Source organism: Brevundimonas sp. UBA5936 (genome assembly GCA_002430835.1).
Classification (GTDB): Bacteria; Pseudomonadota; Alphaproteobacteria; order Caulobacterales; family Caulobacteraceae; genus Brevundimonas.
Window position 1 is genome coordinate 49,999 of the sequence record DJDA01000045.1, and the last position, 17,055, is coordinate 67,053.

Sequence of the window (17,055 nt, forward strand, 5' to 3'; positions counted from 1 at the left end):
GAAAAGGGCATGACGCGCCCCTACCTTCCGCCGGTCGATGATGAAGCCGCCACAGGCGGCGCGGCGCTGCGCCGTATCCGCAAGAGCCGCAAGCTGACGCTGGATCAGCTGTCGCAACTGACCGGCATTCCGACCTCGTCCTTGTCGCGGATCGAGAACACGCGGCTGCGGCTGACGGTCGACAAGATGCATCTGCTGGCCAAGGCTCTGGACGTTCCGGTCGAGCGCCTGCTGGGCGACGCGCCGGACGAGACCGAAGACGCATCCAGCGGTCCAGGCCGGGGAGGGACGCCGCCGTCCGCCAGCGGCGCGGCGCGGCTGACGGTGGATCGGGCGCCGGAGAGACGTCCGGAGCGGTTCTGCGACGCCATGGTCCACTATCTGTTCGGGTCGGACGAGACACGCGCGCTCGACTGCGGCCACTTTCATTTCCAGCCGGTCAGCGTCTGGGAATCGGAGTTCGTGCGCCATCCGGGCGAAAAGGTCGTCTATGTCATCAAGGGGACGGCCGTGGCCTATGTCGAAGGGCAGGAGCCGGTCCTGCTCGAGGAAGGCGACGCCATGCACATGGATTCCTCGGCCTGGCACAGCGTCGTCGCGGTGAACCAGCCGGCCGAGGTGCTGGTGACATACTTCCACGGCGGCGGACGCGGCTATGACGCCTTCGAGAGCCGCGCCTTCTCGCGCGAGGCCTGGGCGGCCTTCCCGGTAGCCGGCGACGAATAGCCGCCGCGTCCTGCGACGGGCGCTGGCCGGATTTCCTTTGTTCCAGAAGGGTTTGAGCTGGCATCTCGCAGAGATGCGGGGTGCGATTTTGCGCGTGGTGGAATTTGATATGCATTTTTTGCAAAATCTGTTCTTGCCATGTGCAAATTTTCACGAATATTGCTGTGAATGCAAAACGAGTTCTGGGAGGGATCGTGAAGCTCACAGCCTTGAAGCGGCGCCTGGACCTGACGACGCCGTTCCGTGTGTCGTTCGGTGAAATCTCTGGTCTGGACGTGGTCGCGGTGGCCCTGGAGGGCGGCGGCGTGGTCGGCCGGGGCGAGGCCTGCCCCATGCCGATGTTCGGCCATACCGCCGAGGCGGTGCTGAACGCGCTCGCCGCCATCGCCCCCGATATCGAGGCGGGCCGGGTGGATCGCATCGCCCTGCAGTCACGCCTGCCGGCCGGACCGGCCCGCAACGCCCTGGACTGCGCCTTCTGGGACCATGAGGCCAAGGCTGCGGGCCGCTCGGTCTGGGAATTGACCGGGTTGAGCGCGCCGGACCAGCTGGATTCGGATGTGACCATCGGCATCGAGACGCCGGAAGAGACCGCGCGTCTGGCCGCGACCCACCGCTATGCGGGCATGATCAAGCTGAAGCTGGGCGGGCCGAGCGACATGGCCTGTGTGCGGGCGGTGCGTCAGACGTTGCCGGATGTGCGTCTGTTCGTGGACGTCAACGGCGGCTGGACTCTGGAGCAACTGAACGCCCTGGCGCCGGAACTGGCCGCGCTGGACGTCTTCATGATTGAGCAGCCCCTGCCGCGCGGTGAGGACGAGCAACTGGACGGCTATACCGGTTCAGTCCCGCTGTGCGCCGATGAATCCTGTCAGGACCGCAGCGATCTGGATCGGCTGGAAGGGCGCTACGCCTTCGTCAACATCAAGCTCGACAAGACCGGCGGTCTGACCGAGGCCCTGGCCCTGGCGCGCGAGGCCGAGGCGCGGGGGATGCGCCTGATGGTCGGCTGCATGATGGGATCGGGCCTGGCCATGGCCCCGGCCTATCTGGTCGGGACGCTGTGCGAGGTCGTCGATCTGGACGTGTCCCTGCTGCTGAAGAACCCGGCGGACACCGCCGTGCGCCATGACGGCCGCCGGCTGAGTCTGTTCGACCGGACCGTGTGGGGCTGAAGCCATGATGATTTTGGGAGGGAGAACCAAGATGAGCGGCAAGACGAAGTATCTGGGCGTGAGTTCTCTGGCGGTCGTGCTGGCTCTGGCGGCTTCGCCGGCGGCGGCGCAATCGGCTTCCGCGGCGGCTGCGGCGGACCCGGCCACCACGGTCGACGACATCGTGGTCACGGCGCAGAAGCGGTCGCAAAATCTTCAGGACGTGGCCAACTCGGTCGCCGCCCTGTCCGCCGCCGAGATCCTGGAGACGGGCAAGAACAGCCTGGCCGACATGGTGGCGTCGGTGCCCAGCCTGTCCATGGTGTCACAGGGTCCGGGCCTGTCGACCATCGCCCTGCGCGGGGTGTCGACCGGCGGCGTTCGCAACGACGAGCCCCAGAACAAGGAGACGGTCGGCGTCTATATCGACGAGACGCCGATCTCGGTGAACGGCTTCAACCCGGACCTGGGCCTGTATGACCTGTCGCGAGTCGAGGTGCTGCGCGGGCCTCAGGGCACGCTCTACGGTTCGGGCGCCATGGGCGGCGCCATCCGCATCATCACCAACAAGCCGAACCTGACGGACTTCTCGGCGTCGATGGAGGGGTCAGCCTCGCACACCCGTCACGGCGAAGCCAACTACAGCGCCAAGGGCATGGTCAATCTGCCGCTGGTCACGGACGCGGTGGCCCTGCGCGCGGTCGCCTATCACACCTATCAGGGCGGCTATATCGACAATACCGCGACCGGCGAGGACAATCAGAACGACGCCACCACGACCGGCGCGCGCCTGCAGCTGGGGGCCCAGCTCAGCCCCGAACTGCGCGCCAACCTGACCTATATGTACCACGACCTGGAGACGGGCTCGCGCGCCAGCCAGTCGGCGCCGTTTGAGCGCAACATCCGCGCCTTCGACGGCCTGACCGACCGGATCAACATCTTCAACGCGGCGCTGGACTATGACCTGGGCTGGGCCTCGATCAATTCCTCGACGTCCTTCCTGAAGAAGAAGAACACCAACCGCACCAGTCTGGAGTTCCTGACCGAGGCGGCCCTGGGTCTGGATTCGCCGGCGCCCCTGGTCGACACGACCGAGATCGAGGACTTCTCGCAGGAGCTGCGGATCGCCTCCAGCGGGGAAGGGCGGCTGAACTACATCGCCGGCGTCTTCTATCAGGACCGCAAGCGCGACTATACGCAGGACGGCGTCGTGCCGGGGCTGGACGCCCATGTCGGCGCCCCGTCGTCGGACTTCGGCGCGCCGGGCGTGGACCAGGCCTTCTATGGCTTCCAGAACATCCGTCAGGAGCAGAAGGCGGTGTTCGGCGAGATCTCCTACAAGATCACGCCGCGCCTGACGGCGACGGCGGGCCTGCGCTATTTCGACTTCAGCGAGGAGTACGAGACCTTCTCGTCCGGTCTGCTGAACGGCGGCGTGTCGCGCTATGCGGGTGAGTTCTCTGAAGACGGCGTGACGCCCAAGTTCAACCTGTCGTTCGACGCCACGCGGGACAACATGATCTATGTCCAGGCGTCCAAGGGTTTCCGCCTGGGCGGGGTCAACACCACGGTTCCGGCCGACTTGTGTCGCGCCGATCTGGACAAGCTGGGCCTGAAGGAAACGCCGGGCAGTTTCGGTTCGGACTCGGTCTGGAACTATGAGGTCGGCTCCAAGAACCAGTTCATGGATCGTCGCCTGACCGTCAACGCCAGCGTCTATTACATCGACTGGACCGACATCCAGACGACGATGAGCCTGCCGTCCTGCTCCTTCTCGTTCCGCACCAATGCGGGCAAGGCGCGCAGCATTGGGACCGAGATCGAAACCCGCTTCGCCGTCAACGACGCCCTGGACGTCTACGGCACGGTGGGGCTGACCGATTCCACCCTGACCGAGGACGTGCCCTTCACTACCTGGTCGGACGGAGACCGTGTGCCGGGCGTGGCGCGCGAGCAGATCAGCGCCGGCGCGCGTCAGGCCTTTACCGTGTTCGAGGCTCGGGACGCCTACGCCCGGATCGATTACAGCTACACGGGTAAGATGAACACGCGCTTTGACACGGACAACGCGGCCAACCGGGAGTACGGCGACTATCATCTGGTCAACCTGACGGCGGGAGTTCGCCTGCCGGGGCGCCCGATCGAGGCGTCGGTCTTCGTGCGCAACCTGTTCGATGACGACGGCCGGGTGCTGGCCAGCGCCGTCGGCCAGGTCGCGCCGGAAAGCTGGATCACCGTTCAGCCGCGGACCATCGGCTTCACGATCCAGGCCTATTTCTAAAACGGGTCGAGGTCGGGGGAGGACCAAGCCGCATGACCATCGCCGCCAGTGAAAAGAGCTTCCTGGGCCAGCCGCGCGGGTTGACCGTCCTGTTCCTGACCGAGATGTGGGAGAAGTTCTCCTTCTTCGGCATGCGGACCCTGTTGGTCTACTACATGACCACCACCCTGCTGATCGAGCAGGGGCGGGCGTCGATCATCTACGGCGTCTATACGGCGGTCATCTATCTGACGCCCATCTTCGGCGGGGTGCTGGCGGACCGCTGGCTGGGGCGGCGACGCTCGGTGGTTCTGGGCGCCTCCATCATGATCCTGGGCCACTTCATGATGGCGTCGGAGGCGCTCTTCTATCCGGCGCTGGCTGTCATCGCGATCGGCAACGGCCTGTTCCTGCCCAGCCTGCCGGGCCAGGTGGCGGGGCTGTACAAGCCCGACGATCCGCGTCGCGGCAGCGCCTACAACATCTACTACATGGGCGTGAACCTGGGGGCCTTCATGGCGCCGCTGGTCTGCGGCGCGGTGGGCGAGATCTACGGCTGGCACTGGGGCTTCGCCCTGGCCGGGGTCGGCATGGCGGCGGGCCTGGCCATCTATCTGCTGGGCGGGCGCTACCTGCCTGCCGATCCGCCGCGCGCGGCGCGGGAAGAGAAGGTCAAGGGCGCCGGGCTGGAACGGTCGTCTCTGATGCTGTTCGGCGGCGTGATCCTGGCTGTGGTCGTGTTCCGCGTCGCCTATGAGCAGGTCGGCAACACCCTGGCCTTGTGGATCGGCAGCGACGTGGAGCGATCGTTGGGCGGTTGGACCATTCCCATGACGTGGTTCCAGTCGCTGAATCCCTTGCTGGTTTTCCTGCTGACGCCGATCCTGGTCACGGCCTGGGATCGATCTGCGCGCAAGGGGAGGGGGATGTCGTCCCTGGCCCGGATGGCGACGGGCGCAGCCTTGGTCGCGGGCGCCTTCTTCGGTCTTGCGCTGGTCGCGATGCTGGCGGGGCAGGGGGCTGTCCACTGGTTGTGGCTCGTGGCCTTCTTCGTCCTGCTGACCAGCGGCGAACTGTTCATCCTGCCCGTTGGGCTGGGCTTGTTCGGGCGACTGGCCCCGGTGCAGATGACGGCCACCATGATCGCCGCCTGGTTCCTGGCCGCCTTTGCCGGAAACCTGCTGGCGGGGCTGGTCGGATCGACCTGGAGTCTCATGTCGCCGGCAGCCTATTTTGCGATGATGGGGGCGGTCGCCAGCGCGTCGGGTTTGGGTTTGCTCCTGCTCATCCGACCATTCAGGACTGTTGAGGCCTAGGCGTCTCCTGGCCATTTCAGCCGACGACCAGAATCCTCGAGCGGCTAGGTCTTGCCTGTCGGGCGGCTAATTCGACCGTCTTCGACCCTCCAGTCGCATGTGACCTTTCCCTCAAAGCATCACCGGACTCGCCTTGAGGTGAGGATAAATTCTGTAGCTGACGCCTAATTTTGAAAATCATTTCGAATTTTAAATATCAAAGCGGGTCATGTGGAGAAATTTTTCGCGTGAAATAAAGTGGCGAAAAGGGGGCGATTTCAGGGGATCGACTCGCGCTGAGGGGCGCGGGTGAAACGTCAGCAACAGAGGGGATTTCATGTTTTCTAGTGGTTCTCGGGGTCGTAGCCCCGCGATGTATCGTGTCCTGCTGGCCGGCGGGTGCGCGTCAGTAGCCCTGATGAGCGCGGCGAACGTCGCCGTCGCTCAGGAAGCGTCCGAAGATCCGGGCGCAGCCGTCGAAGTCAGTGAAATCGTCGTCACGGGCTCGCGCATCGCCCGCCGCGACTACGCTTCCAACAGTCCGCTGGTCTCCGTCACTACCGAGGCTATCGAGAACACCGGGCAGGTCACGGTTGAAAAGGCCCTGACCCAGATGCCCCAGTTTTCGGGCGCCATGGGGCAGAGCACGGCCGGGTCGTCCTCCACCTCCCTGAACGGCGGCCAGGCCTACGCCAGCCTGCGCGGCCTGGGGTCCAAGCGCACCCTGCTGCTGCTGGACGGCAAACGTCTGCAGCCGTCCAACCCGGACGGTTCGGTCGACCTGAACATCATCCCCGAAGCCCTGATCGGCAATGTCGAGGTCATCACCGGCGGCGCTTCGACCGCCTATGGTTCGGACGCCACTGCGGGCGTGGTCAACTTCATCCTGAAGCGCAACTTCAGCGGGGTGACCGTCGCGTCCCAGTACGGCATCAGCGACTACGGCGACGGCGAGACCTTCCGCACGTCGATCACGGCCGGCGACGCCTTCGCCGAGGGCCGCGGCCGGGCGGTGATCTCGCTCGACTACTCCATGCGCGACGTGGCCTATCAGTCCAAGCGCGACTACTATTTCGTGCGCAACCGTCAGTCCAACACGGCCATCATCTCCCAGGGAGCGGCCTGGTTCGGCAGCAACCGGCCGACGCTGAGCGCCGTGAACGACGTCTTCGTGGGCCAGTACGGCGTCAATCCCGTGCTGGGCGCGGGCAGCTTCTATAACGGCCAGATCGGCTTCAACACCGGTGACCAGACCCTGTTCAACCTGGGCGGCGCTTCGCCCGTGATGAACCTGAAGGATCCCGAGACCGACAACCACTTCCTGAACGCCGCCGGCACCAACATGCTGTGGGGCTGGAACCGCGGGCGCATCCAGAACGAGAATGAACGCTATTCGCTGTTCGGCCGCGTCGACTATCAGATCACGCCCGAGATCGACTTCTTCCTGCAAGGTTCGCTGACCAGTTATGAATCTGAGGGCACTTTCAACCCAACTCTGGCAGGGCTGGCCTATGCCTTGTCGGCGCCGGTGACCAACCCGTACATCGGAGCTGATTTCGCCCACATACTGGCGTCTCGACCCAACCCCACGGCGGACTTCGCCCTATGGAAGGATCTGGATTTCGCGGGCGAACGCCTGCAATCTTACGCCTACAACGTCTATCAGTTCATCGGCGGCCTGTCGGGCCAGGTCGGCTACAAGGACTGGACCTGGGAAGCCTACGCTAGCGCGTCAAAGGCTGACTTCGACAACGTCCAGACCGGCGGCGTCAGCCGCTCGGCCATCACGCGCCTGCTCTACAGCCCCACCGGCGGGTCGGAATTCTGCGCCGGGGGCTTCAACCCCTTCGGCAACCATGATCCGTCGGCCGAGTGCGTGGATTATGTGCGACGCAGCACCACTAACACCAATGAGCTGACTCAGCGCATGGCCGAGGCGTCGATGCAGGGCGGGCTGTTCAACCTGCCCGCAGGCGAGGTGCGCTTCGCCGCCGGTCTGGGTTATCGCTACAACCACTTCGACTTCCGCCCCGACGGCGCCCTGGACCAGCCTGACGGCACCAGCGACATCCTGGGCTACAGCGAGTTGCGGGCTTCATCCGGCAATGTCGACACGACGGAGGTCTTTGCAGAGTTCCTGGTGCCGCTGCTGCGCGACCTGCCTTTCGTCAAGTCGCTGGAGATGGATCTGGGCTACCGCTTCTCCGATTACAGCTCGGTCGGCGGCGTCCATGCCTATAAGGCGGACCTGAACTGGCAGGTGAACGACGTGGTGCGCCTGCGCGGCGGCTACAACCGCGCCGTCCGCGCCCCCAGCGTGGGCGAGCTGTATTCGCCCGTGTCGTCGGCGACGGTCGACATCGGCACGCCGTCCGCCAGCAACACCAACGGCGACCCCTGCGACTACCGCAGTTCGTTCCGCAACGGCCCCGACGCCGAAAAGGTCAAGGCGCTTTGCGTCTCCCTGGGCGTGCCTTCGGCCCTGATCAACGACTTCCAGTTCGGCGCCGCCCAGGTGTTCGCCCTGACTGGCGGCAACCCTGACCTTCAGGAAGAAACGGCCGACACCTATTCGTTCGGCACGGTGCTGCAGCCGACCTTCCAGTCGCCCTGGCTGAGCAACATCAGCGCCTCGATCGATTGGTATCAGATCAAGGTGGCTGATGCGGTCGGCGTCCTGGGCGTCGGCAACGGCATCCGCTACTGCTTCAACGACGGGGGCAACAACCCGACGTTCGATCCCAACAACTACTACTGCACCCTGCAGGATCGCGGGACCAACGACGGCTATATGATCAACCCGCGTCAGCCTCTGCTGAACCTGGGCCAGTTCAACGTCACCGGCATCGACCTGCAGCTGGACTGGCGTCTGCACCTGGGCGATGTCGGCCTGCCGGACGAGGGGCAGCTCAGCGTCAGCTCGGCGATCAGCTATCTGAACAGCTTCGAGATCCAGGCCCTGCCGGGCGCGCCGACGTACGACTACGCCGGCACCTGGGGCACGGCGATCGAGGCCAACGCCGGCCAGGCGCACCCCGAATGGAAGGCGTCGACCAGCGTTACCTACTCGCGTGATAGCTGGAATGTCGGCCTACGCTGGCGCCACATGTCGGAGATGATCAACAGCGCCCGCGTGACCTCGCCGACCAGCACGGCGCGCGGCGTGGACGCCTATGACGTGTTCGACCTGAACGCCCGGGTGACGCTGCCTTACGACACGTCCTTGCGCTTCACCGTGACCAACCTGTTCAATGAAGCGCCGCCGCAAGTGGGGGACGTCCGCGGCACCTACGATCCGCAGAACTACGACACCATCGGCCGCTACTACACGGTCGCGGTCACCAAGACCTTCTAGATCTCCGCAAGGCGGTCTGAAGCCATAGCGGCGGGGCGTCTGTCCCGCCGCACCTGATCCCGGCCCTGCGTCGGCAATATTTTCAAATGGGGCGGCGACCTATCGCCGCGTGGAGGAGCACAGTGCAGCTGTCATCTAAGAAATCATGGGTCGTCGGCCTTGCGGCCGCTCTTCTCGCTTCAACCCCGGCCGTGGCGCAACAGACCGCCGCCGCTCCGACCGTCTCCTATATTCACGCCGGGCGCCTGCTGGCTGATCCGGCCACCGGCCGCGTGACCCAGAACCAGACCCTGGTGATTGAAAACGGCCGCGTGCGCGAGATCGTCAACGGCTTCGTCGGCCAGGGCGACGTGGTCGACCTGTCGGACAAGTTCGTGCTGCCGGGCCTGATCGACAGCCATGTCCACATCACCAACCAGCAGGGGGAAGGCAACCGCGTCGCCCGCTTCACCAACACCGCCGCCGACTCCGCCGTTCAGGGCGCGGCCTACGCCCTGGTGACGCTGCGCGCCGGCTTCACCACCGTCGCCGATCTGGGCGGCGCCAGCGACGCCGTCGTGGCCCTGCGCAACGGCATCGCGGCGGGCAAGATTCCCGGCCCGCGTCTGCTGGTTTCTGCCGGTACGGTGACGCCGCACGGCGGCCACGGCGACGCCAACGGCGTGAACAGCGCCCTGGTCCCCGTTCTGCGCCAGAACGGCGTCTGCTCGGGCGCCGACGATTGCCGTCGCTCGGTGCGCGAACGCGTGCGCGCGGGCGCCGACATCATCAAGATCACGGCCACGGGCGGCGTGCTGTCCGACACCGGCGCCGGCCTGAACCAGCAGTTCTCGAACGAAGAACTGCAGGCCATCGTCGAGACCGCGCACTTCATGGGCCGCACGGTGACCGCCCACGCCCACGGCACGGACGGCATCAACAGCTTCCTGCGCGCCGGCGGCGACTCGATCGAACACGGCACCTTCCTGGACGACGAATCCATCCGCATCTTCAAGGCCAACAACGGCTGGCTGGTGCCGACCCTGCTGGCCGGCGACTTCGTCGCCCGTGAGGCCTCGCGTCCGGAGAGCTTCTTCACGCCGAACCAGCGCAAGAAGTCGTTGGAAGCCGGTCCGCAGATGCTGGACATGGCGCGTCGCGCCCACCGCGCGGGCATCCAGATCGCCTTCGGCACCGACTCCGGCGTGTCGCCGCATGGTGAAAACGCCAAGGAGTTCGGCCTGCTGGTGCAGGCGGGTCTGACGCCGCTGGAAGCTGTCCGCGCCGCCACCGTCGGCGCCGCCACCCACTTCCGCCTGCAAAACGAGATCGGTCGTCTGGCGCCCGGCTACGCCGCCGACGTGATCGCCGTCTCCGGTGATCCGCTGAGCGACGTGACCACGCTGGAGCACGTCAAATACGTCATGAAGGGCGGCGTGACCTATCGGAACGACTGAGGTTGGCGGATGACGCCAATCGAGGGGGCGGCGAGAGCCGCCCCCTTTTTTTGGTTTCCTACAGTGCGACGCCTAATGAAGAGCCTCGCCGTGCTGGCTGAAGTCGAGGCCCTCGATCTCGGCCTCGGTCTGGACGCGCAGGCCGACCGTGTATTTGCAGATCATCAGCACGACGAAGGTGCCGACGGCGCTCCAGACCATGGCGCCGCCCAGGCCGACGGCTTGCTTCCACACGCTTGCCCCTTCGGCGAGGGGATTGATGGCGGCGTTGGCGAAGACCCCGGTCAGCAGGGCGCCGGCGATCCCGGCGACGCCGTGCACGCCGAAAGCGTCCAGGCTGTCGTCATACTTGAGTTTGTGTTTGAGCCAGACCGCGCCGACATAGGCGATCGGGCCTGAAATCAGGCCGATGAAGAAGGCCCCCCTGGGATCGACAAAACCGGCGGCTGGGGTGATGGCGACCAGGCCCGCGACCACGCCGGTCAGCAGACCCAGCAGGGTCGGCTTCTTCTTCAGCGTCCACTCGACCGCGATCCAGCCGACGGCGGCGGCGGCGGGGGCCAGCAGGGTGTTGAAGACGGCGACGGCGGCGATCTCATTGGCGCCCGCAGCCGAGCCGCCGTTGAAGCCCATCCAGCCGACGAAGAGCAGGCCGGTGCCGATGGCGGTGAAGGCCAGGTTGTGCGGGGCCATGTTGTCGCGACCCCAGCCGTGACGCGGGCCGAGCACGATGGCGCAGACCAGGCCCGCCACGCCCGCATTGACGTGGACCACGGCCCCGCCCGCGAAGTCGAGCACGCCCAGTTCGCCCATCCATCCGCCGCCCCAGACCTGATGGCAGACCGGCGCATAGACGATCAGGTGCCACAGGGTGAAGAAGAGGACGCTGGCCGAGAACTTGATCCGCTCGGCGAAGGCGCCCGCGATCAGGGCCGGGGTGATGATGGCGAAGGTCAGCTGATAGCTGATCCACAGGAACTCGGGCAGGCCGGGGGTCAGGGCGTGGGCGGTCTTCACCCCGACGCCGTTGAGGAAGAGGGCCTGAACGCTGCCGATGAAGCCGTTGGCCGGGCCGTCGATGGTTCCGAAGGACAGGGTGTAGCCGGCGACGAACCAGAGAACGGTGACGATGGCCATAGCCGCCGTGGAATGGGCGATGGTCGCGATCAGGTTCTTCTTGCGCACCATGCCGCCATAGAAGAGCGCCAGACCCGGCAGGGTCATCATCAGCACCAGGGCCGTCGAGGTCAGGATCCAGGCCGTGCCGGGGCCGTCCAGCGCCAGCGGGACTTGATGCGCCAGTAGATCGGGCGGGGCGGCGGCGAAGGCGGGCGCCGCGAGGGCCATGGCGAAAAGGCCGCAACAGAATGCTGCGGCCTTGGTGATCGTCGGTGGTGTCATGAAGGTCTCGGGGAGAAGACGCGGGCGAAAAGGGGCGGGCGACGTCAGGCCGGTTGGGCCAGCCTGACGTCGGGTTCTGCGGCCTCGACGGCGAGGACGGTCTTGGGCGCGATGCGGACGAAGCGCGGCGCGAACTGGGACCAGTCGGACAGGATGCGCTTGGCCAGAGGCGAGGCGGTGGCGGCGGCGTGGGCCTCGATCAGGGCCTTGAGGCGGGCTTCGGCTTCGGCGTCGATGCGACCGACCCCGGCCATGTCGCCGTTCAGGGCCTGAGCCGCGCGACCGTCGGCGTCGAGCACGAACAGCTCGCCGCCGCTCATGCCGGCCGCCAGGTTCCAGCCGACCGCGCCGAGCACGACCACACGACCACCGGTCATGTATTCGCAGCCGTGCGCGCCCAGACCCTCGACCACGGCCTCGGCGCCCGAGTTGCGGACGGCGAAGCGTTCGCCCGCCGCGCCCGCCACGAACAGACGGCCCGAGGTGGCGCCATAGAGGGTGGTGTTGCCGCAGACCTGCTGGTCCGCGCGCCACTCATAGGGACGGACGTGGATGTCGGCCCCCGACAGGCCCTTGCCGACATAGTCGTTGACCTCGCCAGTGACGTCGAGGATCAGGCCACGCGCGCCAAAGGCGCCGAAGCTCTGACCGGCGATGCCTTCCAGCTTCAGCTTCAGACGGCCCTGCGGACCCTCCGGACCGAACTTGCGGACGATGGCGGACGAAACGCCGGCGCCGGCGGTGCGCTGGGTGTTGTTCAGCGGATAGGACAGCTCCAGCGTCTGACCGCGCTCCAGGAAGGCCTGGGCGTCCTTCAGCACCTGGGCGTCCAGGCTCTCGGGGACGGGCTTGCGCACCTTGTCGGCCCAGCGGCCGGGACGGTCGACGTCGACCTTCATCAGCAGGGGGTTGAGGTCCAGATCGTCCAGATGCGAGCCGCCGCGCCGCGTCTGACGCAGAAGGTCGGTGCGGCCGACAATCTCGTCGATGGTGCGGGCGCCGATGGAGGCCAGGATTTCGCGGACCTCCTCGGCGATGAAGGTGAACAGGTTGACCACCTTTTCCGGCGTGCCCGTGAACTTGGCGCGCAGGCGCTCGTCCTGCGAACAGACGCCGACCGGGCAGGTGTTGGAATGGCACTGGCGCACCATCAGACAGCCCATGGCGATCAGGCCCGAGGTGCCGATGCCGTATTCCTCGGCCCCCAGCAGCGCAGCAAGGACCACGTCGCGGCCGGTGCGGATGCCGCCGTCGGCGCGCAGGCTGACGGAGGAGCGCAGGTGGTTCAGGCTGAGGACCTGATGCGCCTCGGCCAGGCCGATCTCCCACGGCATGCCGGCGTGCTTGACCGAGGTCTGGGGCGAGGCGCCCGTGCCGCCGTTGTGGCCGGCGATCAGGATGGCGTCGGCCTTGGCCTTGGCCACGCCCGACGCAATGGCGCCGATGCCGGTGGCCGAGACCAGTTTGACCGTGACCTTGGCGTCGGGGTTGATCGCCTTCAGGTCGTAGATCAGCTGGGCCAGATCCTCGATCGAATAGATGTCGTGGTGCGGCGGCGGGCTGATCAGGGTCGTGCCGGGCACGGCGTGACGCATACGGCCGATGAATTCAGTGACCTTGAAGCCGGGCAGTTGGCCGCCCTCGCCGGGCTTGGCGCCCTGGGCCACCTTGATCTCGATCTCGCGGCACTGGTTCAGGTATTCGGCGGTGACGCCGAAGCGGCCCGAGGCCACCTGCTTGACCGCCGAGTTGGCGTTGTCGCCGTTTGGACGGGGGACGTAACGGGCCGGGTCCTCGCCGCCCTCGCCGGAGACGGCGCGCGCGCCCATCCGGTTCATGGCGATGTTCAGGGTCTCGTGGGCCTCAGGCGACAGGGCGCCGAGCGACATGGCCTGGGACAGGAAGCGGCGACGGATGTCCGAGACGCTTTCGACCTCGTGCAACTGGACCGGGGTCAGGCCCTCCTTGAAGTCCAGCAGGTCGCGCAGGGCGAGATCGGCCTGTTCGCGAACGGCGGCTGAGTATTGCTTGAAGCGTTTGAAGTCGCCGCGGTTCACCGCGTCCTGCAACAGGTGGATGGTCTTCGCGTCATGGGCGTGGGCCTCGCCGCCCGCACGGATGCGGAAGAAGCCGCCCATCGACGGGGAGGGAACCGCTGCGCCGAAGGCGACTGTGTGACGCTTGAGCGCCGCCTGCTCCAGACCGGCCAGACCGATGCCGGAGATGCGCGACGGGGCGCCGGGGAAGAACTCGGCGGCCAGGGCCCGCGACAGGCCCAGGACCTCGAACTCGCAGCCGCCGCGATAGGCGGAGATGATGCTGATGCCCTTGCGCGCCAGCACCTTGAGCAGACCGGCCTCGATGCCGTGCTTGTAGTTGAGGCAGGCGTCGTGAAGCGTCAGGCCCGGATAGGCCCCGCGATCCAGACGTTCCTGGAACAGCTCCTGCGCCAGCCACGGATTGACGGCGGTGGCGCCCACCCCGACCAGAACGGCGAAGGCGTGCGGGTCGAGGGTCTCGGCGGACCGCACGACCAGGGAGCAATAGGTGCGCAGGCCCGCCGCGATCAGACGGCCGTGCGTCCCGGCGGTGGCCAGGATCATCGGCGCGGCCAGACGCTCGGCCGAGGCGTGTTCGTCGGTCAGGACGATCAAGGTGGCGCCCTCGCGCGCGGCGGCCTCGGCCTCGTCGCGGATGCGGTCGAGCGCCTGACGCAGGCCCGCGCCGGAACGGTCGCCCTCGGCGGGGACCGGGTAGGTGCAGTCGATCACCGTGGTCGAGCCGTCGGCGATGACACCCAGCAGGCGCTGGTACATGCCGGTGGTCAGGACCGGGCTGTCCAGCACGAAGACTTCGGTCTGGGCCTCGTCCTGGGCCAGGATGTTGCCCAGGTTCTTGAAGCGTGTCTTCAGGCTCATGGCCCCGGCTTCGCGCAGGGGGTCGATGGGCGGGTTGGTGACCTGCGAGAAGTTCTGGCGGAAGTAGTGGGCCAACGGGCGAGGCAGGCTGGACAGGACGGCGGGCGGGGCGTCGTCGCCCATGGAGCCGACCGCCTCCTTGCCGTCGCGGACCAGGGCGTCCAGCAGCAGGTCCAGATCCTCGCGGCTGAAACCGGCGGCGATCTGGCGACGGATCAAGGCCTCGCCGGTGGCGGCGCGTGGCTCGGGTCCGGGGCCGATGATCGGCTCCAGATCGACCATGTTCTCCAGCCAGTCCGAATAGGGCTGGGCGGCGGCCAGGGCGTCGACGGCCTCATGTTCGTCGTAGATGCGGCCGTGCTTCAGATCGACGGCGATCAGCTTGCCGGGACCGATGTGCAGGCGGCGCTTGATGCGGCCCTCGGGCAGGGGGACCAGGCCGGCCTCGGAACCGGCCAGCAGCAGGCCGTCCACGGTTTCCACGGCCCGCAGGGGACGCAGGCCGTTGCGGTCTTTGCCCGCCACGACCCAGCGGCCGTCGACTGCGCACAGGGCGGCGGGGCCGTCCCACGGCTCCATGACGGCGTTGCAGTAGGCGTAGAGGGCGCGGTGCTCGGGCTTCATCACCACGTCGTCCGAGGACCAGGCCTCGGGCGCCAGCAGGGCCTTGGCCAGGGGGGCGGGACGACCCGCGCGGACCAGGACCTCGAAGACATTGTCCAAGGCCGCCGAGTCCGAACCGCCCGGCTGGACCACCGGCTTGACCTCCTGGTCGCGGTCGCCAAAGGCCGAGGCCGCCATGCGGATCTCGTGGCTGCGCATCCAGTTCAGGTTGCCCTGCAGCGTGTTGATCTCGCCGTTGTGGGCCAGCATGCGGAAGGGCTGGGCCAGCTTCCACTCGGGGAAGGTGTTGGTCGAATAGCGCTGGTGGAAGACGGCGTAGCCGGCCTCGACCGTCGGGTCGTTCAGGTCGTGATACAGCTGTCCCAGCAGCTCGGCGCGGACCATGCCCTTATAGACGATGGAGCGGGCCGACAGCGAGCACAGGTAGAAGCCGTTCAGGCCGCTCGCCTGCACCGCTTTTTCGATGCGACGGCGACACAGGAAGAGTTCGCGCTCCAGCGCCTCGATCTCCATGCCTTCCGGCGCGGCCAGCATGATCTGCTCGATCTCGGGCCGGGTGGCGTCGGCGCGGACTCCCACCACCGACAGGTCCATCGGCGTCTGACGCCAGCCGTAGATGTAGAAGCCCGAGCGGATGGCCTCGGCCTCGACGATGGCGCGGGCGTGGTCCTGGGCGCCCAGGTCGGTGCGCGGCAGGAAGACCTGACCCACGGCGATGGGTCCGGGGCGCAGGGTCTGGCCGACGGCGCGCACCTGGGCCGCGAAGAAGGCCTGGGGCAGTTCGATCATGACGCCCGCGCCGTCGCCGGACAGGCCGTCGGCGTCGACCGCGCCACGGTGGGCCACGGCCTTCAGCGACTTGATGGCCATCTCGACGATCTCGCGGCGCGGCTTGCCGTCGATGGCGCAGACCAGACCCACGCCGCAGGCGTCGCGCTCGGATGCAGGGTCATAGGCGCCGCCTTCGATCAGGCGGGCGCGGTTTTCTTCATACTGGGCCAGCCAGTTGGATTGCGATGCGTCGGTCATGCCGCGGCTTCCTCGGTACGCGCGCGCAGGTAGCGGTCGATTTCGGCGGCGGCGTCCTGGCCGTCGCGCACGGCCCAGACGACGAGGGAGGCGCCGCGCACGGCGTCTCCGGCGGCGAACACGCCGGGCAGGGTGGTAGCGAAACCGCCACGCGCCACCTGCAGGGTGTTCCACTTGGTCAGGCCCAGGCCGGCGTCGAGTTGCTCGGCGAAGGCCTCGGGTTCAAAGCCCAGAGCCTCGATCACCAGATCGGCCGGCAGGTCGAAGTCCGAGCCGGGCACAGGGGCGATGTCGCGACGCTGGCCGGGAGCGGCTTCCGTCAGGGCCATGCGCTGGGCGCGGACGGCGACGACAGCCTCGCCCTTGGACATCAGGGCCTTGGGCGCGCCCAGCCATTCGAAGCGGACGCCTTCTTCCTCGGCGTTCTGCACCTCGCGGGCCGAGCCGGGCATGTTGTCGCGATCGCGGCGATAGAGGCAGACGACGCTGTTCGCGCCCTGACGGATGGCGGTGCGGACGCAGTCCATGGCCGTGTCGCCGCCGCCCACGACGACCACGTCGCGACCGGCGGCGTGGGGCGCCGACGCATCGGCGGCGTCGCCGCAGTCGACGCGGTTCTGGGCGATCAGGAAGTCGAGTGCGGCGACGGTGTCGTCCGGACCGCGTCCGGGGACGCTGAGGGTGCGGGCCTGATAGACGCCCATGGCCAGCAGGACGGCGTCATGGCGATCACGCAGCTCGTCCATCGAGATGTCGACGCCGACGTTGGTGTTGAGCACGAACTGGACCCCGCCTTCGATCAGACGGTCGATGCGGCGCTGGACGATGCGCTTCTCCAGCTTGAAGCCGGGGATGCC

Annotated in this window: 9 protein-coding genes (1 of these 9 only partly in view); 6 read left to right on the forward strand and 3 right to left on the reverse strand. The window is 67.1% G+C overall.

The features are described 5' to 3' along the window. Positions 1-9 precede the first annotated feature (9 nt). From B2Y21_RS04865 to B2Y21_RS04890, 6 genes are all read left to right on the forward strand, one after another. Positions 10-726 (forward strand): helix-turn-helix domain-containing protein, encoded by a 717-nt coding sequence (locus tag B2Y21_RS04865; RefSeq protein WP_292057522.1) that lies wholly within the window; start codon positions 10-12, stop codon positions 724-726. Positions 727-920: 194 nt separating this feature from the next. Then, positions 921-1,901, forward strand: coding sequence for a dipeptide epimerase (locus B2Y21_RS04870; protein WP_292057524.1), 981 nt, complete (start codon positions 921-923; stop codon positions 1,899-1,901). A gap of 31 nt (positions 1,902-1,932) precedes the next feature. Then, positions 1,933-4,161 (forward strand): TonB-dependent receptor, encoded by a 2,229-nt coding sequence (locus B2Y21_RS04875; RefSeq protein ID WP_292057526.1) that lies wholly within the window; start codon positions 1,933-1,935, stop codon positions 4,159-4,161. Between the two features lie 32 nt (positions 4,162-4,193). Next, positions 4,194-5,456, forward strand: coding sequence for a peptide MFS transporter (locus B2Y21_RS04880; RefSeq protein ID WP_292057528.1), 1,263 nt, complete (start codon positions 4,194-4,196; stop codon positions 5,454-5,456). Between the two features lie 397 nt (positions 5,457-5,853). Then, entirely contained in the window at positions 5,854-8,790 is a 2,937-nt protein-coding gene (locus B2Y21_RS04885; RefSeq protein WP_292057530.1) for a TonB-dependent receptor domain-containing protein, read from the forward strand. 191 nt (positions 8,791-8,981) lie between these two features. Further along, a complete protein-coding gene (locus tag B2Y21_RS04890) occupies positions 8,982-10,226 on the forward strand; it encodes a metal-dependent hydrolase family protein (RefSeq protein ID WP_292057531.1) in 1,245 nt (414 codons plus the stop codon). 72 nt (positions 10,227-10,298) lie between these two features. Here B2Y21_RS04890 and B2Y21_RS04895 read toward each other — a convergent pair whose 3' ends face one another. The 3 genes in view from B2Y21_RS04895 to B2Y21_RS04905 are tightly spaced (at most 44 nt apart) and all read right to left on the reverse strand, a layout consistent with a single transcriptional unit that may run on beyond the window. After that, complete coding sequence (locus B2Y21_RS04895; RefSeq protein WP_292057532.1) at positions 10,299-11,627, reverse strand: ammonium transporter; 1,329 nt, start codon at positions 11,625-11,627, stop codon at positions 10,299-10,301. A 44-nt stretch (positions 11,628-11,671) separates the two neighbouring features. Then, on the reverse strand, positions 11,672-16,198 hold the full coding sequence (gltB, locus tag B2Y21_RS04900) for a glutamate synthase large subunit (protein WP_292057533.1): 4,527 nt from the start codon (positions 16,196-16,198) through the stop codon (positions 11,672-11,674). Beyond that, positions 16,195-17,055: the 3' portion of an FAD-dependent oxidoreductase gene (locus tag B2Y21_RS04905; RefSeq protein WP_422653066.1), read on the reverse strand. 177 nt of this gene lie beyond the right edge of the window; only the last 861 of its 1,038 coding nucleotides appear in the window; its start codon lies off the right edge, out of view — the gene reads right to left on this strand; its stop codon occupies positions 16,195-16,197. Before B2Y21_RS04905 ends, gltB begins: the two co-directional genes overlap by 4 nt.

Coding starts and splice junctions, on each gene's coding strand:
- B2Y21_RS04865 (WP_292057522.1), top strand. CDS start 10: ATGACGCGCCCCTACCTTCCGCCGGTCGATGATGAAGCCGCCACAGGC.
- B2Y21_RS04875 (WP_292057526.1), top strand. CDS start 1,933: ATGAGCGGCAAGACGAAGTATCTGGGCGTGAGTTCTCTGGCGGTCGTG.
- B2Y21_RS04880 (WP_292057528.1), top strand. CDS start 4,194: ATGACCATCGCCGCCAGTGAAAAGAGCTTCCTGGGCCAGCCGCGCGGG.
- B2Y21_RS04885 (WP_292057530.1), top strand. CDS start 5,854: ATGAGCGCGGCGAACGTCGCCGTCGCTCAGGAAGCGTCCGAAGATCCG.
- B2Y21_RS04895 (WP_292057532.1), bottom strand. CDS start 11,627: ATGACACCACCGACGATCACCAAGGCCGCAGCATTCTGTTGCGGCCTT.
- gltB (WP_292057533.1), bottom strand. CDS start 16,198: ATGACCGACGCATCGCAATCCAACTGGCTGGCCCAGTATGAAGAAAAC.